Raw genomic sequence first — 22427 nt, 5'->3', positions numbered from 1 at the left:
ATCGTCTATTTGTGATGTCAACTTGAGCTAACAATTAAGAAAACCACATACTCGTGATTCTCATTTTGTGAGTAGCTAAAGCCTTCGAAGCGGACTGTAAACCTATCATCCACCATATATGTAATCTAAGTTTAGGTTTGTCATTGTAGTGATACTCACTTACCTTCCACTAAAGTGTTTTCTGTTAAACGGTACTCTTATAATCGTTCATTCGAGCTGGCCGATCGCATGTTAATCGAAAATGAACTCTTTTGGCTGTTCTTTAATATCAAAAACATTCTTTAGCAAAGTTTTACCAAAAGAAAAGTGACTGCTAGCTAGTAGCAATCACTTTTATAATGTAATTTTTAAAGTTATTTGCGGTGATTCCTCTAACTTCATCTTCGGTAAAATGCTTTCTTAAATTTTGAACTACTTGCTGTGTATCACTTGCATCTTGTAACCCTTCAATAAACACGGCAATTCCATCAAAGTCAGAACCTAACCCTAAATGTTGTTCACCTACCAAATTAGCAAAGTGAGTAAAGTGATTCATTAAATCTACAAGCGTGAGGTCTTCAAAATCCAGTTTGATAAAAGGTGGGTAATAGACAATATGTATGTGTCCGCCTTTCTCTACCAACGCTTTCGCTTGAAGGTCCGTTAAATTACGCGGGTGGTCACATAGACTTCGAGCATTTGAATGACTTGCAAGTACATGTTTAACCTTAGGAAGTACATCCCAAAAGGACTGTTCATTTAAATGAGACACGTCGACGATAATATTTCGTTCATTTAAAACCTCTAGAACGGTTTCACCAAAAGGTTTAAGACCTAAATGAGAAGGTTCATCCGCTCCATGAGCTACTGCATTGGCCGGATTCCATGTCAACCCAACCAGTTTCACACCTGCATCGAGTAAAGCATTCAGCTTGCCTAGGTCTTCTCCGATTGCATCCGCTCCTTCTAGAGTTAGAACAGCACCGATTTCTCCTTCTTTGAGTAAATCTAATTGCGTCCAATCTGTAATATGAATAATCTCGGGATTGGGTGTTATCACCTTCGAATGAAATAGTTCAATTTGACGCATAGCAGCTGTAAACTTCTCACTTTGAGGTATTTCCGGGGAAATGAAAATCGCAAAGAATTGTACTTGTATTTCTCCTTTAATAAGTCTCATTTTGTTTGCTTGGATTACATCTGCATCTCCAAAGGAAAACGGTTCACTCATTATCGATAATTTATATAAAACATCACAATGTAAATCGATTACTTTCATATCTCCTCTCCTTTTTCTTGAATGCTATTCAACACTTCTTTCATATATCGTATTCCGTGTGGAACGAAATCTTTAAGTGTAACACCTATTTGAGAAACTTCTTTATTATAAGAAGTGATGCACTGCAAAGATATACGGTCAACCTTTTTGTCGTATAAACGTACCACTTCCGATAAGGGAGAAGTGAAGATGCCGCTAACTTCGTCTTTCTGTAAATGAAAGGCTATATTGAACTTTTCCGCAATCAATAAAAGTGTGTGAGCGAATTCATTATCAATAAATTCCCCTTGCAAAATAGTGTCTTTAATCATCCCAATGGGCTGGAGTTCCTCCATACTTATAGTGAGACCAAGCTCTTCTTCTACTTCTCGGATACCATCATTTACCGATTCATGAGCAAGTAAATGTCCTGCAGCCGTAATATCGAATAAATTCGGGAAATCCTTTTTCACGTTGCTTCTTTGCTGGAAATAAAGATACGGTATCCCTTCTTCTAGATGGACGATCCAGCAATGAAATGTCTCATGCCAAAGACCTTGTCTATGAATTATGTCTCTAGATTGTTCACCGATTTTCAAGTGATTCTCATCAAATACAGCTAACATTTCCTCTTCCAAGATACTCACCTACCAAGCTAGACTCATATAAATTTCATCTACATATGTATCATCTATTTTCATCGCATGGTGTTCAAGACCGAATGATTTGAAACCAACTTTTTCATATAATTTTATCGCTCGATCATTTGTTGATACCACCGTTAAATTAATTTTTTCAACATCCGGCAACTGTTTTGAATGCTCTATAACTGCTTGTAAAAGGGCCATTCCGATTCGTTTACCACGTACTCTAGGAGTTACATATACAGCAAACAAGTTCACTCGGTGACGAAGTTTTGGAGCTCCTTCTTCTGCAATTGTCATCACACCTACTAATTCGTTATCGATAAATGCACCCAACGTTGCAGAAACCTCAGAATCCAAGTTCCTTGCTACTCGTATCAATGGGTCCACTCTTGATATCGCATCTTTATAAGTAGTGGCAAAAGCTTCCGGATCTTGTTGCAATGCTTCGAGTCTCAAGTCCCAATATGCTTTAGCATCTTCACTGGTTAATTTTCTAATCTCCATTTTTCTGCACCTCAAGAGTAATTGGTAGTGATTTTTTACTCATCCATTTCGCAATCTCTTGTTCATTTGAGTTACTCTTTTTCGAAAGTTCTGCAATCACTCGTTCTACTCGCTCCTTCGAATGATTTTGACTAAGCTTTGCCTTCCCTTCGATATTATCGATAGAAATAGTAAAACCAATTACACCTTTTGATAATGCTTTAATATACGTTGGGTCTACAATATGTAAATCGTATTGACTATTTGGCTGTTCATATTTTGTTGTTAAATTCACCATGGACTGCCAAAGACGTGGATCTTCATCGTCCAGTAATTGAACCTTGCCATTCACATGAACCGTGACATAATTCCACGTAGGAACCGTGTCTTGGTTTTCATACCAAGAAGGAGAAATATAACAATGAGGTCCTTGAAACACGACCAATACTTCCTGACCTGATATGTCTTTCCATTGTTGATTTCCCTTTGAAAAATGACCAACTAGTTCCTTCTTGTCCTTACTCAACAGTAAGGGGAGATGTGTAGCGGTCAACGACCCATTATGGAGCGATGTAATGGTTGCAAATCCATGGTCTCTTATTACTTCATGCATTTCTCGCTCACTTTTTAGTTCAAAATAAGATGGAATGTAAATCGTCAGCACCTCCCTTTTCTACTATTGAACTAAGAGCCTAAATAATGAGAAGATAACTTCGTTTCTTTATCTTTATCTACTCGATAACCTTGTGCATTCGGACGAGAACTGACTACTCGATGCATTTCTTCATCAATAAAGTGAAGAGCAACTCCATCGTCTGCAGCAAAGCCACTTCCAATCTCTCCATCTTGAATGGCCTTTTGATAGGTAGATCCTCGATCTTCTGCACCATCATAGTGAGGACAATGACTGCCACGTAATATACCAAGACCAGCAATGGGTTCGTACCCTGTGCCGTAAGAATCTGTTAGTCCATCTTCAAACCAACAAAGCGCACCTGCACTCAAACCGGCTAGGATTGTACCATTATCGTAAGCATGTCGAAGAATCACATCGAGTTCCCATTCACGCCAAAGCACCATCAGATTTTTGGTATTCCCACCACCAACGTAGATAATATCTTGATCCATAATAAACTTCTTGATATCACTTGTATGTGGTTTAAACAATGAAAGATGTGTTGGTTCACAGTTTTCCAGTCTGAAGAAGTTATAAAAGCGCTCTATATATCCTTCTGCATCCCCACTAGCTGTGCCAATAAAACAAATCTTTGGGTTCTCTTTCTTACATTGTTGTAGAATATATCTGTCTAATAATGGATTTTCTGGCTCCATAGAAAAGCCTCCACCACCTAAAGCAATTACTTGTCTCATATCGTCATCTCCCCTGGTCATTTTTCAAAGAATATTGTTAATTATTTTCAACATCAACAGGATAAACTTACATAGCTTTTTATGCGCTCTATTAATTGATCCTGTCATTTATCTTACATTTGCACTAAGCACTTTTTCGATGGGAATTCAATATCAACGCATCTATAACAAAGCCTAATTCTTATGAATTGTTGAAATTAATTCTTCAATTGACCCTTCACATATCTGAACTTCAGGTAAATGATAGAATGTGCTGGTCGTCTGCATATCCATCGCCTCTTTGTTCGGAGAATAGAGAAACGTTCTTTTTTGCCAGGCGATTGCTAGCCCAAGTTCAATGTGACTTCCCTTTCCACCGGGTAATAGCACAACAACGACATCAGAATCGGCAATAGCTTTCTTTTCAAGAGTTCCTATTTTGCGTAAGTCTTCATGGGAATTAGCTCGTTCGGTTTGTGTCCAATCATATGTAAGGTGCCACCCAAGTTGTTTGAGTTGTTGTGACACCGTTCTTACTATTACTTTGTTTTGAAAACTAGATGCTACGTAAAAATTCATGTCCTACCCATCCTTACGTTATGAAGGTAAAATTTCACACACACGACCTACTTGTCCATCTTCCAGTCGAACTTTAATACCGTGAGGATGACGAGGAGAATTCGTTAGTAAATCCTTGACGATTCCTGTTGTTTTAACACCTGAACGTTGGTCTTTCTTCAATATTACATTTACTTCTAATCCTGGTTTTACATCTGCGCGAATTTGACCATTTGCCATGAATATTTCACCCTTTCTATTTGTTCTATTTTATCATAAAAAGAGCCAGTACTTTGACAATTCCGCATTGTCAACGCACTGGCTTTCTACCTATTTTTAATACGCTACTTGCCTCAAAGATTACATATACTAGAATGTTAATCGATAGGTACATATCCCGTTTTTTCTACCAACGCTTGTCCTTCTTCAGACAAGATCCAATCAATCAATGCTTGTGCATGTGGATTGGTTGTCCCTGCTGTAATTGCGTAAAACTCGGCTGTTATGGGATACGTTTCAGAACGTATGGATTCTTTATCCGGATAGACTCCATCAACCTTTAGTAATCGAATGCTATCATTTTTCACCATTTCTGTGGAATAAAAACGGAATGTATAACCAATTGCATTGCGGTAATTTTTATATTCTGCCACTTGGTTAATTACGCCACCCATTCCTGAAGCAATATCTTGAGTGGGTGCTTTCATTAACTTTTGAGTCCCCATAAATCTTTCGATAGCAGTTTGACTCCCGCTATCAGCTGGACGTTGGAAAGCACGAATCTTATCATTTTCCCCACCAACATCTTTCCAGTTCGTGACTTTGCCAGAATAGATATCTCGAATTTGATTACTTGTAAGTCCATCTATTGAATTGTTAGAATGCACAAAGAAAACAAACGCTTCACGGCCTATTGGGGTCATGTTTAATTTAATATTATTCGTTTTTGCATGCCTCAGTTGAGCTTCAGATAAGGATGCAACAAAAATAATGTCTGCATTGCCCTTTACTAGATTCCTGTATGCTGCATCTGATTTAGTGGACCTTACCGTCGGATCAAAATGTTTGTACACTTGTTTAGGGTAGGTTGCTTGTACAAAAGATGAGTACAGAGGATACAAGGCTGTTGCCCCATCCAGTCGAATCAAATTGTCTTTTGGTAATTGTAGCGATGCTTCCTTATCTAATGTTACTGCTTTTGTTCCTTCACTATTCGGTTCGTATTGGAATAAATCCACTTCTGCACTAACGTTATCAACGTTTTCATGATAGGTATAAAAAGCCAACCTCGCTCCAACTAAAATCCATAAAACTGCCAAACCAATCATATACATATTCCTGGTTTTGACTATCTTAAATAATCCAAAAACCAAAAACACAATAAATACATATATGGTAAGACTAGTTAGCAATATAAGTGGAACGTAATGTCCATCTCCATTTAGAGCGGTTATCAGAGAAAAACCAAATGTGAAAATGGCCATGACAAAGAAAATAAAAACATTCATCGTGACTTTAGTACTGTATGATACTTTCATTCGAATCCTCCTAATACTTGTTCACTACCTATCTAATCACACTAAACGATATACAGATAGTGGAAATATTACTATTTATTATTCTATAAAATTAAAAAACTGCAGATCAACAATCTTCATTGTTGATCTGCAGTCTTTTTATATGTTAGAAGAATAGTAAATTGCCGCCAGTCACCTTTTCTTTGTAGGACGTTTATATCCCACTAATCAACCGTGTCTCGCACTTTTATCTATTTGAAGTATGTTTCCAAGTCATCCAACATCAATTCCGCTGCTAAATATCCTCCAGCTGTGTTCCAAATCGTGTCATCTACTTTAAATACTTTTTCCGCTTTTGCTACCTCAAGGTTTTGGAATAATGGATCATTAATCCACTCTTCTTCTAATTTCGATGCTTCTTTATCACCAGTTTCATAAGTGAAGTAGAACAAAATGTCTCCATCCATTGCAGGAATTCGCTCTTTTGTAACACCTTTTTCTGCGAAATCAGGTAAGTCTTGATCAGCTGGACGAGCAAATCCAAGTTGCTCTAAAATCACACCTGAGAATGAGTCTTTATGGTATATACGTACATCGCCAGCCATAAATCGAACCATAGATACTTTTTGTTGTGTTTTATCTCCTAAAGATGTTTTTAATTCTTCAATACGATTGTTATACGCATCTAATTTTTCTTGGCCTACTTCTTCTTTATTAATTGCTTTCGAGTACAGTTTAAAGTTTTCTTGCCAATCTCCACGTAAAGTTTCAGCAAATACTGTTGGAGCAATTTTGCTTAACTGATCATAGACTTTTTCTTGACGCATTTTATTACCAATAATTAAATCTGGTTTAAGTGCTGCAATTGCTTCCAGTGAAGGTTCTGATTCAGTACCCACCGCTTTTGTATCTTTTAATTGGTCCGCTGTATGATCGTACCAAGTATCTCCAGTAAATGCTTCAACCGCTCCAACTGGTGTAATTCCCATCGCTAGAACAGCTTCAACACCTTCGTTCGTTAAAACAACGATGCGCTTCGGTTCTCCAGTAATAGTCGTTTCGCCCATTGCATGTGTAACCGTGTAGCTTTCCTCTTTTGTTTTATCTTCACTACTTGTCGTAGATTTTTCTTCTGTCTTGCCACATGCAGCTAAAACTAGCATGAAAGTTATTAATAAAAGACTAAGCTTCTTCATATTCTTTCCCCTTTTCGCTATTCAATTGAGAATGAAAATCATTTACAATTAGTACTTTATATGCTACGATTTTATTTGTCAACAAGCGTATATAAAATAAAAAATTCAGAGGTCTTATATGTTACATACAAATACCACCCGAGGATGGGGAATTGCTATTGGCATTATTTCCATTCTTTTTCTTATGGGTTCAAGTCTGGTTTATGGGTACACAAATACAACTTGGACTGATGCCTACTTAACTTTTTTTCATCCAACTACTTCTAATGTACATTTGATTATTCGTGATGTTCGGCTTCCCCGAGCATTGATAGCAACTTTCATTGGTGCATGTCTTGGCGTTTCTGGTGCCATACTGCAGTCCATCACAAGAAACCCCCTATCTTCACCAAGTATTCTTGGTGTGAATGCCGGAGCTAGTTTCTTTGTTGTTGTAGGCGTGGTTTTTTTATCTGTTCAAAGCTTGCAATCCTATATGTGGCTTAGTTTTGCAGGAGCCTCATTTGCTTTTATCCTGGTATTTATATTAAGTAGTACAGGTCGAGAAGGGCTGACTCCCCTTAAATTAACGTTGGCAGGAGCAGCTATTACTGCGTTATTTTCATCTTTTACACAAGGATTGCTCGTTTTAAATGAAACTGCCCTGGATCAAGTTTTATTCTGGTTAGCAGGTTCTGTAGCTAATCGACCTCTCGATTTACTAGTTACTGCTTTACCTTATATGGGAGTGGCTTTGTTGCTTTCATTCATACGCGCGAAAGAACTAAATGTATTAAGTATTGGTGACGACGTCGCAGTTGGACTAGGTCAACGAACCGTTTGGATAAAGTTTTTCTTCGGAGCTTGCGCGGTTGTTTTGGCCGGGTCTGCTGTAGCAGTTGCTGGACCTATTGGGTTCGTTGGTATCATTATTCCACATTTAATTCGTTCATTAGTTGGATTAGATCACCGTTGGATTTTACCTTATTCAGCCTTGGGCGGTGCCGCTCTTGTCTTACTTGCAGATATAGGAAGCCGGTATGTGCTTATGCCTCAAGAATTACCTGTTGGGGTTATGACGGCACTGATTGGTGTGCCTTTCTTTATTTTTGTGGCACGCAGAAAGCTGGGGATATAATAAATGAAGATTTTCAATCGATTCGATTTTACTCGTCATCCCTTCATTGCAACCGCTATCGTTTTTCTTGCCGTTGCCATGGTGATGCTGTTATCAGCTGGTTCTGGCGAATTCCCTTTATCTCCAACAAAAATAGTGGCTGCATTATTCGGTTACGGTGACGAATTTGATCGAACCATTTTAGTTGATTTTAGACTACCTAGGATCATGATGGCTCTCTTTGTTGGTATGGCACTCGCTGTATCAGGAGCAATTTTACAAGGCATCACAAAAAATCCACTGGCTTCTCCTGATTTAATAGGTGTCACGGCTGGTGCTTCATTTGCTGTTGTCTTATTTCTAACATTATTCTCTGATGAAAATAACTCACTAACGGTGAGCATACAATGGTTACCGTTATTTGCATTTTTAGGCGCCACATTGACGGCACTAATCGTTTTTACATTGTCATGGAAAAATGGCATTGCACCATTCCGACTTTTGTTAATTGGGATTGCGGTCGCGGCTTTTATGCAAGCAGGTACGACCGTTTGGATATTGATGGGACCTATTTATCAAGCAAGCCAAGCAACCATTTGGACGACCGGCAGCATTTACGGCGCGAATTGGTCTCAAGTTTACGTCATAATGCCATGGGCTTTGCTGTTAATCGTGATTTCTCTCTTAATGCGTAGACAAATGAATATTTTAGAACTTGGTGACGATATTGCAACTGGAGTTGGCTCTCGCGTTCAAAGAAATCGTCTTCTATTACTATTAGTAAGTACAGGGTTAACAGGGGTGGCTGTTGCTTTCGCTGGAGGAATCGGATTTGTTGGATTACTTGCACCTCATATTGCCAGAAGAATTGTAGGACCGAAGTTTCAATCAATGGTGTTGTTTTCAGCAGGAATCGGTGCTCTTCTAGTACTCATTGCCGACTGGATTGCACGTGTTGCATTTGCTCCCGTTGAAGTTCCTGCAGGTGTATGGACCGCAGCGGTTGGCGCACCGTATTTCATTTTCTTATTAATGACAGAGCGGAAAAAGGGTGGATCTTAATGCAAAATGTTTTGACGAAAGACATGGAGGTAAATTTCCGTTGGTTGTCTGACCAACCGATTGTGGACTCTTTCACACTGAACGATTTGTTTGATGAAACCGCCCTCGACCAACATTTATCTAGATTAATGAGTGAATTCGGAAGTCCGACAAGAGCACATGCGGCTTCAATCACAGCTAAACGACTCGGATATGCTGCGGCTTTAATGATCTATGCTCGTATTAAACATCGTGTATGTATAAATCCTAGTGAATGTTTATTTCTAACGATTACGGAGGAATCAACTAATGCCAGTTGGTTACCTGTTTATTCGTTCCCACTCAAAACTGCAGAAATTTTTCAGGACACAGTTGAATGGATAACAAAAGATATCTATGCCAAAACACTAGTACCTCTAGTTGAATTACTTGCCCAGGAAAAGGGCATATCCCGTGTTGTTCTGTTTGAAAATATATTTACTTATATAAAGTGGATGTTCATTACTAAACTTCAAGATATACATACTTTTCAACAGTTAATGAACATACCTGCTGAAAAGTACGGAGTAAAAAAACAACATCCACTCGCTATTTATGAGACAGGACACACTGATCTACGTAAGACCTGTTGCTTATATTATCAAACAAGTGGTGCCGTTAAGCCGTGTAAAACGTGCCCTCTATAAAAAAAACGAAGCTTGAGCCAGTTGCTCAAGCTTCGTTTTTTTATGCGCTAGTTCTGATTTTCTAAACAACAAAAAAGGAGGAGCCGGTTGCTCCTCCTTTTTCCTTATATTAATCTAAAACTTTAATTGTAACTGTTTGACGACCCCAGTTTAATGCGTCTTGTCTGTCTTTCATGAATAAATCAATAATATTACCTTTAATCGCTCCGCCAGTATCTCCGGCGATTGCTTCTCCGTAACCTTCAACCCATACACGTGAACCAAGTGGAATCACTTTAGGATCAACTGCGATTACTTTTAGATTCGGATTTGCACGTAAGTCAATTCCTGTTGCTGTTGTTCCAGAACAACCTGTACAATATGCAGTGTACGCTGTTGCTGTCACAGTCATTTCTTTTCCTTGAGTTGAAGAAGCAGGAGCTTTAACTGCTACTGGAGCAGATGCTGCTTTTTGAACCGGTGCAGAAGTTGGTGCTGTTGCTGTATTTGATGCTGCTTGTGGTGCAGTTTTATGTGCTGAAGCAACTTTCGTTCCTTGCAATACTAACTGGTCACCTGGGAAAATTAATTCACTTGAAATATCATTCATAGTCATTAAGTTTTCCACTGATATGTTGTGTTTCTTTGCGATTTTGTAAAGTGAATCACCTTTTACAACAACATAAGTTTCTACCTTGTCTTCAACCTTAAGGTCTTGAGATGGATATATAAGAGTAGAATTAAGCTCGTTCCAACTTTGTAAATCTTCTACGCTAACATTATTGTCTTGGGATATAGACCATAATGTATCTCCTGATTGTACCGTATGAACGTTAGATGCAGATGCTTGACCTGCCGCCCCTACTGATAATACTGCAATTGCAGTTAGTGCAACGATTTTCTTTTTCATAAATGAATTTCCTCCTTTTCACTAACGAACATCATCATAACACCCTGACATGTCAGACCTATTGCAAAAACGTGTGTAGAACTTATCAATTACATGACAGAAGTCGACGTTCTGTCACACACGTAATATATACATTAATAGCCATATTCAGATAATAATATACACTACTAATTAAATTCATTAATATATCGCTAAGTCAGTAGATACCGAACACAAAAAAAAGACCTTTCACATGCGAAAGGTCTTTCTTCTACTTTTCTTTTTCTCTCTCTAATACAAAACCAATTCGATGCAGCGCTCTTTCTAAGTTAGACTCAATGGTGATGTCCTGTAAATCGGCATGAACTTGAAGTGCATTCATTGCCATGTGAGGTTGAAAGCCTGTCAGAATTGGCTTTACTCCAATAATTTCTAAAATCTTAACAAGTTTTAAAAGGGCACCACTAACTGTGGCATTTATTTGAGTAACCCCAGACAAATCCACGATTAAATAATCCAAATCATAATGTTGACTCTTCTCTAAAGCAATTTGAATGATACTTTCAGCGCGCTTTGCTGAAACATCACCTATTATCGGTAAAATAGCTACACCTTTAGTTATTGGCACTAATGGGGCAGTTAATGTGTGAATTTGTTGATTTGCTTTATCCAGTTCGAGTACATATGTAAGTATAGAAGACATCGTTTCGAATATTTCTATATGTTGAGCAGAAAACTTAAGATTGCTCGTATCTAACCCGCAAATCGTTCCATAGTTTTCTCCATTTTCATAATAAATAGGAATGCCTATGAACGATCCACCACCTATATTTGCGGTGACTTGAAGAGATTGAGATTGTTCATATTGCGCTATATCTTCAATAACTAATATTTCTCGCCCATGGTCGACACTCAATTTGCAAAAGGTTTCTTTAAACGGCAGTTCTTCTCCTTCTTTTACAAGTGCATCTTTTGAATTCACCGCTTTAACAATCCGATTGGTCGTCTTATCGTTCCTTGCAATGAATAACGTATTCATTTCCACAATTTTACTCATCATGTGTAAGATACTTTCAGCTGCTTCTTCAAAGTTTTGAAACTTCTTGCTTTTTAAATCGAGCATTCGCTCATCCATGTGTCTACACTCCTTTAAAACAGTACTATGTATTCTAAGTTTACCACTTTTCTCGAAATCTGAAGTAATAATCAAACTAGTGGAATTAAATAATATATTTAAGCTGTAGCGATTAACACCAGCTTTCCCCACATATGAACATCGAGTTGTCATTTTATCTCGTTTGCCTCTATGAAAGTTCTTGGGAAATCCCTTCACACCAGCTACCAATCAAAACGACTTCTTTAATAAAGACCATCCTTCTCTATTCCCTCTTCACTGAAATCACAAACTTTGATTCGTTCTAATTAACCTCTTAACTTACTATGAATTTCAGAAAAACCCCAAATTCTATACCTTCATTACTATATTATTCTGTATAATCATTTACACTAGAAATAGAACTAAAAGGAGGAGTTAGATGACACTTCATTCATTTCATTTAACCGCAAATTGGCCTGGTCTTCGTAACGACGTGGGAACTATTGAAACGGCAAACTTACATACTAATATTTCAATCCCTCCTGAAATGAATGGACCTGGGATTGGCACAAATCCTGATGAAATGTTACTTGGGGCAGCAGCTACCTGTTATATTATTACACTTGCAGCGATGCTAGAGCGTAGCAAAATTGACAAGATTAGCTTAACCATGACGTCTGAAGGGATAGTTGATATTAGTAAGGGCGTCATCATCTATAAAAAAATCATTCACCGTCCCCACCTCATCTTACAAACTGAGAAAGATTTGGAGTTAGCGCACAAACTTGCGAAGAAAGCAGAAAGTTCTTGTATGATCAGTCGGGCATTAAAAGGCAATGTGGAAATTGAATTGGAAGCAAATGTAGAAGTGAAGTAACTTTATAGAGAAGAGGGATTAAATGGATTTACAATTAAAAGATAAAGTAGTGTTAGTTACTGCATCAAGTAAAGGTTTAGGAAAAGCAACAGCTCTTGAATTCGCAAAAGAAGGGGCTACCGTGCTTTTATCTAGTCGTACTGAAGAAACATTGGCTAAAACGGTGGAGGAAATTAAGCAACTGACAAATAATCCGAATGTCCATTTTAAAACATGCGACATGTCTTCAGTTGAAGATTTAGATGCTCTTTTCAAATGGGTAAACGAACAATTTAGTGGAGTTGACATTTTAATTAACAATACTGGAGGACCGACTGCGGGTGGCTTTAAAGATTTAGAAGATGAAGACTGGATGGCAGCTTTCGAGAAAAATTTACTCAGCTATATCCGGACGACTCGCGCAGTATTGTCTCACATGCAAACAAACGATTTTGGTCGCATCATTAATATAGCTTCATCTTCAACAAAAGAAGTAATTGATGGGTTAATTCTTTCGAATACGTTCAGAGCTGGGATAGTGGGTTTGACAAAAAGCTTAGCACGTGAATATGCCCAGCATAATATTTTAGTGAACACGATTGGTGCCGGCCGCATTGCAACTGACCGTGTTGCAGAACTCGATCAAATAGCAGCTGACCGACAAAGTGTCTCTATTGAAGACATTGTAAAGACTAGCAAAAGTCTGATTCCAATCGGACGCTACGGGCAGCCTGAAGAATTTGCCAAAGTCGTGTTATTCCTAGCATCTCCTGCAAATACGTATATGACCGGACAATCGCTCATCATCGATGGTGGAATGCTAAAAGCTCTATAATCTACTCTATTCGCACCAGTCTTTTATAGATTGGTGCTTTTTTATTCAATAAAAAATGCCCTCTTCACAAACTCTGAATGGACATTTTCAATAATTAAGTTTGGCAACTGGATGCACATTTAACCAATAGTTGGGTGGAGAGGTAATTGAACTAGAAAAGTTGTGCCGATTCCCAACTCACTTTGAACTTGTACGGTTCCACCATACTCACGTACAGTCGTGAATACTTGAGTAAGACCAAGACCCGTTCCTTCACCTTTACTTGAGTAAAAAGGGGTACCTAAACAATCGATTTTATCTTTTGGAATCCCAATGCCATTATCACTTATTTTCACATGAATACAGTCATTCTGAAAATAATGTTCGATTCTAATCTTGCCTTTCTCAGGCATAGCTTCTAAAGCATTCTTAATCAAATTAAAAAACGCTTTTAAAAACAAATTTTTCTTTCCTACGATCATTTGATCTGAATTACGTAAATCCATTTCAATTTCAGTGTTGTATAATTTATCTTGAAATAAAAATATAAGGGATGACAGTTCTTTGCACAGGTCGATTTCAATCATTGGCTCTTCGTACAAATTCGGCTTAGAAACTTGCAATAAATTTTGTAATGTATCAATAGCTTTTTCAAGTTCTGATTCCATTGCTTGTAAATAGGGGTGCGTATTCGTCTCTTTAACTAGTTGTAAAAATCCCTTCACAGAAGTTAATGGGTTTTTGACTTCATGAGCAATCCCAACTGCCATTTGTCCAATAGAAGCTAATTTTTCTCGTTCATTTAATTGTCTCTCCGTATTTTTACGTTCAGTAATATCTCGCAGACCCGTTTGAATAGCTTTCCGCCCTCCGAATTGAACAGGATGGCAATAAAATTCTACATCTACATAGGATCCATCTAACCGCGCTATCGTTTGTTCAATCACCTCAATTGGACCTGAAGCTAACATTGCTTTTCTAAAACGTTCTACAATCATTGGTTTAAAAACATCTTGAATAATACACAACGGATCTGCACCAATAATGTCTTTTTTAGATCCTTTTAGAAAATCTGAACCCGCTTGATTAATATATAAAATTTCATGATCAACATGGATAAAAATCGTCTCAACAGAATACTCTACTATTTCTCTATACATCATTTCATTTTGAATCATATCTTTGGATTTCAAAGACTCTAACACTTGATTCATAATTCGTCTCCTTTCTATTGAAGGAAGTAGTAAAAAACCGTTCTACCCTAGAACGGCATTTGGAATACTATTAAAGCAACCCGAGGGGCATTGTTTCAATCACATCATGCCTAGGAAAGGAAATATTGATGGCCTTTTTGATAAAAGCAAAATAGCTAGCTCGTGGATACCTTCACTATTGCTACCTCACTCAAACAAGCTAATCGACGCATCTACTTGTTGCTTTACATCTACTAGGAAGTTGAGGTAATTTCAAGTGGAATGTTGTGCCTTGGTTAACTACACTGTGTACAGAAATTTGGCCATTATGATCATTAATGGTTGTGAAAACTTGAGTTAAGCCCAATCCTGTTCCATCAGTTTTACTAGAAAAAAACGGTGTTCCAAGTAAATTCATTTTCTCTTTAGGAATGCCTACCCCGGTATCGCTGATTTTCACATGCACATATTCATCTTGAAAGTAATGTTCAATCCTGAGTATTCCTTGGGATGGCATTGCTTCTATCGCATTTTTCATTAAGTTGAAAAACGCTTTCAAATATAAATTCTTTTTACCAAAAATATGTTTATCACAATCTCGAATATCCATTATTATCTTTATGTTGTATAACTTGTCCTGGAATAATAACATGAGAGAGTTCAGTTCTTTGCATACATCAATTTCGATAATGGGTTCATCGTGAAGATTCGGTTTAGATACTTGAAGCAAGTTTTGCAATGTGTCAATTGCTTTCTCTAATTCACTTTCCATCGTAAATAAATACGGATGTGCATTCGTTTCCTTTAATAATTGTAAAAATCCTTTTACAGACGTAAGTGGATTTTTCACTTCATGAGCAATGCCTGCAGCAATTTGTCCAATAGACGCTAACTTTTGGCGATCTTGCAACATTTTCTCCGTTTCTTTTCGTATCGTAATATCACGTAAAACAGTTTGAATGGCTTTTTTATTTCCAAATTGAACAGGGTGACAATATAGTTCGACATTTACATGACTGCCGTCAAACCGTGTGATGGTTTGTTCTAGTGATTGAGTTGCTGTTTTCCCATTCATTCCTTGCATAATTCGTTCAAGAATCAAGTCTTTTTCATCTTCATGAAAGACAGATAATATGTCGCCGCCAATTATTTCTTCTTTTAGCCCTTTTAAAAAGTCCGCACCCGCTTGGTTAATATAGAGGATTTCATGGTCTAAATGAATGATAATAGTTTCAACGGAATATTCGATTATTTGCTTATACATTGTTTCACTTGTTTCTTTATTAAGCATTTCTTTCGACCCAATAGATTCTATTAATTGATTCATGAATCCGCTCCTCTCTATCGAATTGGACAAGTATGTGAGGGATCTCTTAAAAATCGTATATAACCGATTATTATCGCGGTAAAATAATTAACTAATCCGAATTTTCTTATAATTAATAGTGTAACTGATAAATTCTAGATTGAAAACATTTTTTTACCATTTCCAACAGCTTTTTTGATGTTTTTCTGCTTATTATGTTGCCGTTATTTATAAAAACTGCATTTATAGTAATAAAAAGCCATTTTACGGGGTATCTATAACTACCATATAGGCTAATTGTATCACAAGGAAAGTAATTTCCCTATAATAGATAAATATAAATTATCGGTTAAGTCTTCAAAAAGTATTTTGTTATTCACGTTCAAAATATGTATCACTTTATTGTAAAGTTATCCAAAACCTTCTTTTCATTTGTCCCTCTTCCGTAATAAATACATCGTCTTCTATGCCCCCGTTATTTAGGATGACTTTAGTAGAACCGATATTATCTTCGTCACATGTTATTAGCACTTGACTAATCTGAAGTTCTTTACATTTGGTAAGAGCTTCTTTTAATAAATTGCTCGCATAGCCTTTGTGACGGTCAGAAGGTCTAATTCCATATCCGATATGCCCCCCAATTGTCCGCAAATATTCATTTAATTCATGACGTATATCAATCATGCCCACTATTTGATTCACATTATTCACAAGAAAATAATGTGAACTTGGCACCCACGGTTCTTTTCCTGTCGCCCGATCCTCCAAGGCAACTAAAAATTCTTCATATGTATGAAATCCTGATAAATCCATGCTGCTAGGGACCATTCGATCAAGTCCCCACTCCTCCATATAATTTTCATGTTGTTCCTTCCACTCAAGTGACGGCTTCACTAGTTTCATCTAAAATCCTCCCAATGATTAATCTTTTCTAAAACACAAAATTTGTCTGCATTTAATTAAAAAGTGAGGACTGGTTATCACCATTTAGGTAAGCCCCAATACATGTATAGTGCATAGTCACGATATACAACTGTTATAGTTTAACACCCAAAACTTTGATTCCATAAACTGAGGGTGAAATATTTCAAGTTCGCTTTGGACGCTTTTCCTGCTGCACAATAATCAAAAGAATAAAGAGAACGGGCTTGTGACTGCGTCACTCGCCCACCTCTTTTTTTAGATTATCCTGCGGCGGGTTTGCGTCCTTCGCTCCCTTGCAACCTGGAATCCAAAAATTCGGGTTTGGTTTACTACAGAATTGAAGGTCTCTTTAAGTAGATGTTCGGCAGAAGATACTATTTCTGCCTCTTCCTGCTCCTTTAATTTTCAAGATAAAAATGGCAGACGCTGAGCAAAATTTAATTTAAGTGTATATAACTATACTTACAAACTGAAGACTTGTTATTGGTTATTGGTTATTGGTCAAAATTAATGCGCCTATCATGCCGCAAGAAAGAATACGACCAAAGGTAGTTTGGTCGTATTCTTTGCGACGAGTAACCGCAGGAGCAGATCTTTGAAGCATGAGAACCACATTTATTTGGTTTCCATACTTGTAGTCTCGTGTGGAACTTGCGGCTAGCGCAAATCTAGGATAAACAAAAGTATCGTTTAACAATAAATAAAAAAACGGAGACTCCACATGGGAATCACCGTTTACAAGTTCATTTTTTATAAAAGTTTTTTTGGTCGCCTCTATCCGCATCTTGAGGAGAGTCAGACGAACCAAAATCTTCAACTTCTTCAAAACTATCATTGAAATCTCGAACTCCACCTTCATCTTTAAGTGGATGTTCAGTAGAAGAGCCAAGAATGGCTTCCTCAGTAGGTCGACTATCTGAGTCTACATCATGATTAGCATGTTCAATACATGTTTGCGCAAAAGGTAAAGCTTCCAAGCGTTCGAACGGAATGTCTTCACCGCAAATTGCACAAACTCCGTAAGTTCCATTTTCAATCGCTAGTAAGGCGTCTTCAATTTGTTCAACTTCTTCTTCTTTATGATGTTCGATAGCCATTTCTGTGTTTTGATCTGTTAAGTCCGTGGCATTATCAGCTGGATGATTATCGTAATTAGATAGCTCCGTTGTTTCTAAATGGGTGTCGACATGAAGTCGACCTTTTACATCTTTTAAGTCTTGAGTGAGTTGATCTTTTAATTGTTTAATTTGTTTCTCATTCATTTGTAGTTCCTCCAATGTTCTTTTCGCTTTCCTATCTATTTCCTTTATCACGAAAATCAAACCTTCTTTTCAAATTTCATGTCAAAGGCGTATGATAGAGAAAGAGAATTATAGGGGGAATCGCCTTGTCTAAAAATCCATATACACTCGTCATCGGTGGCGTTTTCGCTCTTTTTATCGCCATGAGTATTGGGCGTTTTGCTTACACGCCTATCTTACCTTTTATGCAGCAAGAAGCTGGATTTTCAACACGCTTTGCCGGGTTCTTGGCCTCTAGTAATTATGCAGGTTACTTGGTTGGTGCGATTATCGCAAGTATTGTTCCTTTAAAAAGGAATCGTGCTATTTTCTTACGCATTAGTATAATCAGTAGTATTGTATTAACGTTATTGATGGGTCTTACATATAGCCATACATCCTGGATGGTGTGGCGCTTCTTGTCGGGTATAACTAGTGCTTTCGTTTTCGTGTTAGCTTCGAGTTTAATTCTCGATCAACTGGCAAAGCAACGGAAACTCGGGTGGGTAGGTGTTATGTATGGTGGAGTTGGTCTTGGAATTTTTATATCGGGGTTACTCGTTCCTCTATTAATAGAGAACTTTCACTATGAAGGTGCTTGGATTGGACTTGCCTGTTTAGCAGGTTTATTAAGTATCATTGTGTTTTTAACCGTTAAAGAAGATGATTCTTCACAAATAGTCACGCCATCACCACTACATATAAAAACAACGAAAAATCCCAAATGGCTTCCTTGGTTACTCGCATCCTATGGACTAGAGGGTTTAGGTTACATCGTTACCGGTACATTTATTGTCGCAATCGCAGAACAGACACCAGCTTTTAGCGGAAATGCCACAAGTGTTTGGGTATTAGTTGGATTAACAGCCATCCCTTCATGTGTCCTATGGGCATACTTTGGGAATAAATATGGGTACATGTTGTCACTCATGGTTTTACTAATGATTCAAGCAGTCGGTATTGCATTGCCTGCCATTTCAACTTCTTCTACCAGTTTTTATGTAAGTGCCATGTTGTTTGGCGCTACCTTTATGGGCGTTACCACACTTGCTACTGCATTCGCCCGCAATAAAAATCCGCTTGGTAGTGCACGAGTGATCGCGATTATGACCACCATCTATGCACTTGGACAAATGATTGGACCTTCCATTGCAGGAGTTTTAACTGCAGAAACAGAAAGTTATACGTGGGCACTTTCAGGTGCAGGTTTCCTAGTATTTGTCGGTGCTCTATTTTTACTACCCTTAGTTAAACAAGAGAGGCTGGAAACTGACCATGATGGTAATTAAACGAATTGATCATATTCAACTAGCAGCACCAATTGGTGGCGAAGATAAAGCTCGAGCATTTTTTCAAGACGTCCTTTCTTTGGAAGAAGTCGAAAAACCACATGAACTAAAGAAAAATGGTGGCGTATGGTTTTCAAATGGACATATTCACATTCATGTAGGCATCGAAGAACCCTTCACCCCGGCTAAAAAGGCTCATCCTGCTTTTGAAGTTTCTGATATCGACGCACTCGGCTCCCAACTAACTGAAAAAGGTGTATCCATTCAGCCAGATGATCGATTACCGGGTGCTAAACGTTTTTATGTGAACGACCCTTTTGGTAATCGACTAGAATTTTTAGAATGGATTAATAAATAAGCTATATTAAAGAATGCGTTGATATTGAAGAGCAAACGAAAGAGTACATTTGCGTTTAGCATGCTTATTAGCCAACAATTTATTGGGTTTCATAGTTTCAGGCTATTGGGGCACGTTCGGCTAGCGCAAATGTATGATAAACAAAAAATTCACTCGAAAAATAAGGACAGGAACCTCGACTTCCGCTTCGTTCTGGAATTTTCATCAACACCGACAGTATCACTACGTCTTTCCATTACGACATTGTCTCGCCAGATCCCATCCATTTTCCCCATCTTCTCATGCGTACCAACGATGCGAAATCCACATTTCTTATGTAAATTAATACTCGCTACATTTTCAGGAAAAATAACTGCTTTTAATGTCCAAAATCCTTGGTGCTCAGATACAGCAATGAGTTCTTGAAGCAATTTACTACCAACTCCTTTGCCTTTCGCACTTGGATGCACATAGATGCTGACTTCTCCTACGCCAGCATAGACAGGGCGTGCAGATGTAAAGAGCACTTTCGCCCATGCCAACACTTGATTATCTTCTTCTGCAACCAAATGACAATTTGGATGAGCTGCATCCATCCATTTCTCATATGTTGGTGCATGTGTTTCAAATGTAGCATTTTTTGATGTAATGCCTTCTTCATAAATGGCTTTCACTTGAGACCAATCTGACTTTGTCATGCGTCGAATATTTATTTCCATGTTCAAGCTCCGTTCTTTTATAATTTTTTATCAAAGTAGTTGCATTTTGCAATCAACAAGCGTATAAATAGATTAAAGAGGTGAAACATGGAAAACAAACGTGATCTTTTTCAAACTTTAACTCGCCGCTTCGGTCTATTGAATAAAAACTGTTGTACTGCTGATGGTATAGAAATTTCAACCGTGCATAGCCATATTTTATATGAAATTGGCAAACAACACAGCCCTACGATGCAACAAATTGCGGAAACTTTAGCGATTGATGTTACGACATTTAGTCGCCAAATACAAACTTTAATTAAGATGCAGTTAGTGTCAAAGTCCCCTTCTCTCGACGATAAGCGTTTTTACAACCTATCGTTAACTGAAGAAGGACAAAAACTAGCGCACACAATAGAAACATCTATGAACACATACTTAGATGAAATATTTTCACATATGAATGAATTTGAACAAGAGACTGTATTGCGCTCCATTAAATTATTAAATAATGCTATGGCGAAATCAAGCGTATGCTGTACACCTTATCTATAAGCAAGAGAAATCTTGCTTATTTCATCAATATGTACTTGCATTTTACAAATAAAAGGAATGAGGATGTCAAATGACCACTAATAAAATGACTTTTACTATTTTAACAACGAATTGTTGTGAACCATCTTTAAAACAAGAGTCATCTACCTTACCAATCGCAATTATTGGAGCAGGACCCATTGGTTTGGCAGCGGCTGCACATTTATCAGCTACTAATGAAAAGTTCGTCATTATCGAATCTGGCCATTCTGTTGGCATGAATATTTTGCAATGGGGCCACGTTCGGTTATTTTCCACTTGGAACTACAATGTCGATAAAGTTGCAGTAAAACTTCTAGAAGACAATGGCTGGAAAGCTCCCGTCATGAAACGATTGCCCTTCGGAAAAGAGCTAGTTGAAGATTACTTAATGCCATTAGCCGATTTGCCTCAAATCAAACCATTCATCAAGTTGAATGCTAAAGTTGTGGCGGTTAGTAAACAAGGCTTAGATAAAATGAAGGATGCCAACCGCGATGAACAATCATTTATTCTCTACGTTGAAACAGATGGTTCAACCGAACGTATTCAAGCTAAAGCAGTTATAGATGCAACGGGAACTTGGGGACAACCGAATCCTGTGAACGCGGACAATGTTTGGACACAGCAAGAAAAATCATTATCATCTCGTATAACGTATGGTATTCCAGACATTAAAGGCAAAGATCGTTCAACATTTGAACATAAACGCGTGGCTGTGGTTGGTGGTGGTCATTCTGCTATTAATACTATTTTAGAATTAGCCAACCTGGAAGGAACCGAAATCGTCTGGGTTCTTCGCAAAAAGAGAGTGGAAGAAGTATATGGTGGCGAAGCTTTAGACGCTCTTCCAGCAAGAGGTCAACTAGGATCGCGCATTCACCAATTAGTGGATAGTGGGGTAATCCAAGTCCATACCCCCTTCCTCATACATCAAGTAATCGAAGAAGATGGCACCTTAACCATACAAGGTACTTCAAAACATGAAGAAGCAACGATTCACCATATCGATCAAATTATTGCGAACACTGGATCTCGTCCTGATTTCAGTTTTTTACGAGAAATTCGTCTGGATCTAGATCCTGCTACAGAAAGTGTTTCAGCTTTAGCACCACTCATTGATCCGAACATCCATAGCTGTGGCACTGTCCGACCTCATGGCGAAGCTGAACTTCGACAACCTGAAAAGAATTTTTATGTTGTGTGCATGAAGAGTTATGGACGTGCACCTACCTTTTTAATGGCAACAGGCTATGAACAAGTTCGATCAATTGTTGCTCATTTAATTGGTGATCAAGAAGCTGCCAAACGGGTTGAATTAGATTTACCTGAAACAGGCGTTTGTAGTTCTACCATTGGTGGGAAAAGTAGCTGTTGTTAAA

25 protein-coding genes are annotated in these 22427 nt (G+C 37.9%); 9 read left to right on the top strand and 16 right to left on the bottom strand.

The window, feature by feature from the left end:
• Positions 1–313: 313 nt before the first annotated feature.
• The 9 genes from ACFPYN_RS17785 to ACFPYN_RS17745 all read right to left on the bottom strand — a co-directional run bounded on the left by ACFPYN_RS17785 (position 314) and on the right by ACFPYN_RS17745 (position 6988).
• Positions 314–1258 (bottom strand): dipeptidase, encoded by a 945-nt coding sequence (locus tag ACFPYN_RS17785; protein WP_377736038.1) that lies wholly within the window; start codon positions 1256–1258, stop codon positions 314–316.
• Positions 1255–1884, bottom strand: a complete 630-nt coding sequence (locus ACFPYN_RS17780) for an NUDIX hydrolase (RefSeq protein ID WP_377736036.1) — start codon at positions 1882–1884, stop codon at positions 1255–1257. The genes ACFPYN_RS17785 and ACFPYN_RS17780 overlap by 4 nt, the downstream gene beginning before the upstream one ends.
• Complete coding sequence (locus ACFPYN_RS17775) at positions 1885–2388, bottom strand: GNAT family N-acetyltransferase (protein WP_377736034.1); 504 nt, start codon at positions 2386–2388, stop codon at positions 1885–1887.
• Positions 2378–3022, bottom strand: a complete 645-nt coding sequence (locus tag ACFPYN_RS17770) for an FMN-binding negative transcriptional regulator (protein ID WP_377736407.1) — start codon at positions 3020–3022, stop codon at positions 2378–2380. Before ACFPYN_RS17770 ends, ACFPYN_RS17775 begins: the two co-directional genes overlap by 11 nt.
• A 29-nt stretch (positions 3023–3051) precedes the next feature.
• A complete protein-coding gene (locus tag ACFPYN_RS17765; RefSeq protein WP_377736032.1) occupies positions 3052–3738 on the bottom strand; it encodes a Type 1 glutamine amidotransferase-like domain-containing protein in 687 nt (228 codons plus the stop codon).
• A gap of 174 nt (positions 3739–3912) precedes the next feature.
• Positions 3913–4296, bottom strand: a complete 384-nt coding sequence (locus ACFPYN_RS17760; RefSeq protein ID WP_377736030.1) for a nucleoside 2-deoxyribosyltransferase — start codon at positions 4294–4296, stop codon at positions 3913–3915.
• An 18-nt stretch (positions 4297–4314) separates the two neighbouring features.
• Entirely contained in the window at positions 4315–4515 is a 201-nt protein-coding gene (locus tag ACFPYN_RS17755) for a YwbE family protein (protein WP_377736028.1), read from the bottom strand.
• A gap of 137 nt (positions 4516–4652) precedes the next feature.
• On the bottom strand, positions 4653–5813 hold the full coding sequence (locus tag ACFPYN_RS17750) for a PstS family phosphate ABC transporter substrate-binding protein (RefSeq protein WP_377736025.1): 1161 nt from the start codon (positions 5811–5813) through the stop codon (positions 4653–4655).
• A gap of 230 nt (positions 5814–6043) precedes the next feature.
• Positions 6044–6988 carry an ABC transporter substrate-binding protein gene (locus ACFPYN_RS17745; RefSeq protein WP_377736023.1) on the bottom strand — a complete coding sequence of 315 codons (945 nt, stop codon included), beginning with the start codon at positions 6986–6988 and terminating at the stop codon, positions 6044–6046.
• 118 nt (positions 6989–7106) lie between these two features.
• Here ACFPYN_RS17745 and ACFPYN_RS17740 point away from each other — a divergent pair, with 118 nt between their 5' ends.
• The 3 genes from ACFPYN_RS17740 to ACFPYN_RS17730 are packed head-to-tail and all read left to right on the top strand — an operon-like array spanning position 7107 to position 9811.
• Complete coding sequence (locus ACFPYN_RS17740; RefSeq protein WP_377736021.1) at positions 7107–8105, top strand: FecCD family ABC transporter permease; 999 nt, start codon at positions 7107–7109, stop codon at positions 8103–8105.
• A gap of 3 nt (positions 8106–8108) precedes the next feature.
• Positions 8109–9146, top strand: a complete 1038-nt coding sequence (locus ACFPYN_RS17735; RefSeq protein WP_377736019.1) for a FecCD family ABC transporter permease — start codon at positions 8109–8111, stop codon at positions 9144–9146.
• A complete protein-coding gene (locus ACFPYN_RS17730) occupies positions 9146–9811 on the top strand; it encodes a (2Fe-2S)-binding protein (RefSeq protein WP_377736017.1) in 666 nt (221 codons plus the stop codon). The genes ACFPYN_RS17735 and ACFPYN_RS17730 overlap by 1 nt, the downstream gene beginning before the upstream one ends.
• A 109-nt stretch (positions 9812–9920) precedes the next feature.
• Here ACFPYN_RS17730 and ACFPYN_RS17725 read toward each other — a convergent pair whose 3' ends face one another.
• On the bottom strand, positions 9921–10700 hold the full coding sequence (locus ACFPYN_RS17725; protein ID WP_377736015.1) for a LysM peptidoglycan-binding and 3D domain-containing protein: 780 nt from the start codon (positions 10698–10700) through the stop codon (positions 9921–9923).
• Positions 10701–10950: 250 nt separating this feature from the next.
• A complete protein-coding gene (locus ACFPYN_RS17720) occupies positions 10951–11814 on the bottom strand; it encodes an STAS domain-containing protein (protein WP_377736014.1) in 864 nt (287 codons plus the stop codon).
• 400 nt (positions 11815–12214) lie between these two features.
• Between ACFPYN_RS17720 and ACFPYN_RS17715 the strand changes: the two genes are divergently transcribed.
• Entirely contained in the window at positions 12215–12652 is a 438-nt protein-coding gene (locus tag ACFPYN_RS17715; RefSeq protein ID WP_377736012.1) for an OsmC family protein, read from the top strand.
• 22 nt (positions 12653–12674) lie between these two features.
• Positions 12675–13466, top strand: coding sequence for an SDR family oxidoreductase (locus ACFPYN_RS17710; RefSeq protein ID WP_377736011.1), 792 nt, complete (start codon positions 12675–12677; stop codon positions 13464–13466).
• Positions 13467–13585: 119 nt separating this feature from the next.
• On the opposite strand, the gene ACFPYN_RS17705 is transcribed toward ACFPYN_RS17710, so the two are convergent.
• The 4 genes from ACFPYN_RS17705 to ACFPYN_RS17690 all read right to left on the bottom strand — a co-directional run bounded on the left by ACFPYN_RS17705 (position 13586) and on the right by ACFPYN_RS17690 (position 18130).
• Entirely contained in the window at positions 13586–14659 is a 1074-nt protein-coding gene (locus ACFPYN_RS17705; RefSeq protein WP_377736008.1) for a two-component system sensor histidine kinase NtrB, read from the bottom strand.
• Positions 14660–14858: 199 nt separating this feature from the next.
• Positions 14859–15965, bottom strand: a complete 1107-nt coding sequence (locus ACFPYN_RS17700; protein WP_377736006.1) for an ATP-binding protein — start codon at positions 15963–15965, stop codon at positions 14859–14861.
• A gap of 378 nt (positions 15966–16343) precedes the next feature.
• On the bottom strand, positions 16344–16847 hold the full coding sequence (locus tag ACFPYN_RS17695) for a GNAT family N-acetyltransferase (RefSeq protein WP_377736003.1): 504 nt from the start codon (positions 16845–16847) through the stop codon (positions 16344–16346).
• A 764-nt stretch (positions 16848–17611) separates the two neighbouring features.
• Positions 17612–18130, bottom strand: coding sequence for a TraR/DksA C4-type zinc finger protein (locus ACFPYN_RS17690; RefSeq protein WP_377736001.1), 519 nt, complete (start codon positions 18128–18130; stop codon positions 17612–17614).
• A 125-nt stretch (positions 18131–18255) separates the two neighbouring features.
• Between ACFPYN_RS17690 and ACFPYN_RS17685 the strand changes: the two genes are divergently transcribed.
• Positions 18256–19437: a YbfB/YjiJ family MFS transporter gene (locus ACFPYN_RS17685; protein WP_377736000.1), complete on the top strand. Its 1182-nt coding sequence runs from the start codon at positions 18256–18258 to the stop codon at positions 19435–19437.
• Positions 19424–19795: a VOC family protein gene (locus tag ACFPYN_RS17680; protein WP_377735998.1), complete on the top strand. Its 372-nt coding sequence runs from the start codon at positions 19424–19426 to the stop codon at positions 19793–19795. The genes ACFPYN_RS17685 and ACFPYN_RS17680 overlap by 14 nt, the downstream gene beginning before the upstream one ends.
• Before the next feature lie 149 nt (positions 19796–19944).
• Here ACFPYN_RS17680 and ACFPYN_RS17675 read toward each other — a convergent pair whose 3' ends face one another.
• On the bottom strand, positions 19945–20493 hold the full coding sequence (locus ACFPYN_RS17675) for a GNAT family N-acetyltransferase (protein ID WP_377735996.1): 549 nt from the start codon (positions 20491–20493) through the stop codon (positions 19945–19947).
• Positions 20494–20580: 87 nt separating this feature from the next.
• On the opposite strand from ACFPYN_RS17675, the gene ACFPYN_RS17670 reads away from it, so the two are divergent.
• Both ACFPYN_RS17670 and ACFPYN_RS17665 read left to right on the top strand, forming a co-directional pair.
• Positions 20581–21027 carry a MarR family winged helix-turn-helix transcriptional regulator gene (locus ACFPYN_RS17670; RefSeq protein ID WP_377735994.1) on the top strand — a complete coding sequence of 149 codons (447 nt, stop codon included), beginning with the start codon at positions 20581–20583 and terminating at the stop codon, positions 21025–21027.
• Between the two features lie 70 nt (positions 21028–21097).
• Positions 21098–22426: an NAD(P)-binding domain-containing protein gene (locus ACFPYN_RS17665; protein ID WP_377735992.1), complete on the top strand. Its 1329-nt coding sequence runs from the start codon at positions 21098–21100 to the stop codon at positions 22424–22426.
• Position 22427 lies beyond the last annotated feature (1 nt).

Origin of the sequence: Paenisporosarcina macmurdoensis, from assembly GCF_042658845.1 — a bacterium.
GTDB classification, from domain to species: domain Bacteria; phylum Bacillota; class Bacilli; order Bacillales_A; family Planococcaceae; genus Paenisporosarcina; species Paenisporosarcina macmurdoensis.
This window is presented reverse-complemented; position numbering and strand designations above follow the sequence as displayed.

What these genes read in the sequence shown, in the direction of transcription:
- ACFPYN_RS17785 (WP_377736038.1), bottom strand. Translation starts at nt 1,258, where the DNA reads ATGAAAGTAATCGATTTACATTGTGATGTTTTATATAAATTATCGATA.
- ACFPYN_RS17775 (WP_377736034.1), bottom strand. Translation starts at nt 2,388, where the DNA reads ATGGAGATTAGAAAATTAACCAGTGAAGATGCTAAAGCATATTGGGAC.
- ACFPYN_RS17765 (WP_377736032.1), bottom strand. Translation starts at nt 3,738, where the DNA reads ATGAGACAAGTAATTGCTTTAGGTGGTGGAGGCTTTTCTATGGAGCCA.
- ACFPYN_RS17760 (WP_377736030.1), bottom strand. Translation starts at nt 4,296, where the DNA reads ATGAATTTTTACGTAGCATCTAGTTTTCAAAACAAAGTAATAGTAAGA.
- ACFPYN_RS17755 (WP_377736028.1), bottom strand. Translation starts at nt 4,515, where the DNA reads ATGGCAAATGGTCAAATTCGCGCAGATGTAAAACCAGGATTAGAAGTA.
- ACFPYN_RS17750 (WP_377736025.1), bottom strand. Translation starts at nt 5,813, where the DNA reads ATGAAAGTATCATACAGTACTAAAGTCACGATGAATGTTTTTATTTTC.
- ACFPYN_RS17745 (WP_377736023.1), bottom strand. Translation starts at nt 6,988, where the DNA reads ATGAAGAAGCTTAGTCTTTTATTAATAACTTTCATGCTAGTTTTAGCT.
- ACFPYN_RS17740 (WP_377736021.1), top strand. Translation starts at nt 7,107, where the DNA reads ATGTTACATACAAATACCACCCGAGGATGGGGAATTGCTATTGGCATT.
- ACFPYN_RS17735 (WP_377736019.1), top strand. Translation starts at nt 8,109, where the DNA reads ATGAAGATTTTCAATCGATTCGATTTTACTCGTCATCCCTTCATTGCA.
- ACFPYN_RS17730 (WP_377736017.1), top strand. Translation starts at nt 9,146, where the DNA reads ATGCAAAATGTTTTGACGAAAGACATGGAGGTAAATTTCCGTTGGTTG.
- ACFPYN_RS17725 (WP_377736015.1), bottom strand. Translation starts at nt 10,700, where the DNA reads ATGAAAAAGAAAATCGTTGCACTAACTGCAATTGCAGTATTATCAGTA.
- ACFPYN_RS17720 (WP_377736014.1), bottom strand. Translation starts at nt 11,814, where the DNA reads ATGGATGAGCGAATGCTCGATTTAAAAAGCAAGAAGTTTCAAAACTTT.
- ACFPYN_RS17715 (WP_377736012.1), top strand. Translation starts at nt 12,215, where the DNA reads ATGACACTTCATTCATTTCATTTAACCGCAAATTGGCCTGGTCTTCGT.
- ACFPYN_RS17710 (WP_377736011.1), top strand. Translation starts at nt 12,675, where the DNA reads ATGGATTTACAATTAAAAGATAAAGTAGTGTTAGTTACTGCATCAAGT.
- ACFPYN_RS17705 (WP_377736008.1), bottom strand. Translation starts at nt 14,659, where the DNA reads ATGAATCAAGTGTTAGAGTCTTTGAAATCCAAAGATATGATTCAAAAT.
- ACFPYN_RS17700 (WP_377736006.1), bottom strand. Translation starts at nt 15,965, where the DNA reads ATGAATCAATTAATAGAATCTATTGGGTCGAAAGAAATGCTTAATAAA.
- ACFPYN_RS17695 (WP_377736003.1), bottom strand. Translation starts at nt 16,847, where the DNA reads ATGAAACTAGTGAAGCCGTCACTTGAGTGGAAGGAACAACATGAAAAT.
- ACFPYN_RS17690 (WP_377736001.1), bottom strand. Translation starts at nt 18,130, where the DNA reads ATGAATGAGAAACAAATTAAACAATTAAAAGATCAACTCACTCAAGAC.
- ACFPYN_RS17680 (WP_377735998.1), top strand. Translation starts at nt 19,424, where the DNA reads ATGATGGTAATTAAACGAATTGATCATATTCAACTAGCAGCACCAATT.
- ACFPYN_RS17675 (WP_377735996.1), bottom strand. Translation starts at nt 20,493, where the DNA reads ATGGAAATAAATATTCGACGCATGACAAAGTCAGATTGGTCTCAAGTG.
- ACFPYN_RS17670 (WP_377735994.1), top strand. Translation starts at nt 20,581, where the DNA reads ATGGAAAACAAACGTGATCTTTTTCAAACTTTAACTCGCCGCTTCGGT.
- ACFPYN_RS17665 (WP_377735992.1), top strand. Translation starts at nt 21,098, where the DNA reads ATGACCACTAATAAAATGACTTTTACTATTTTAACAACGAATTGTTGT.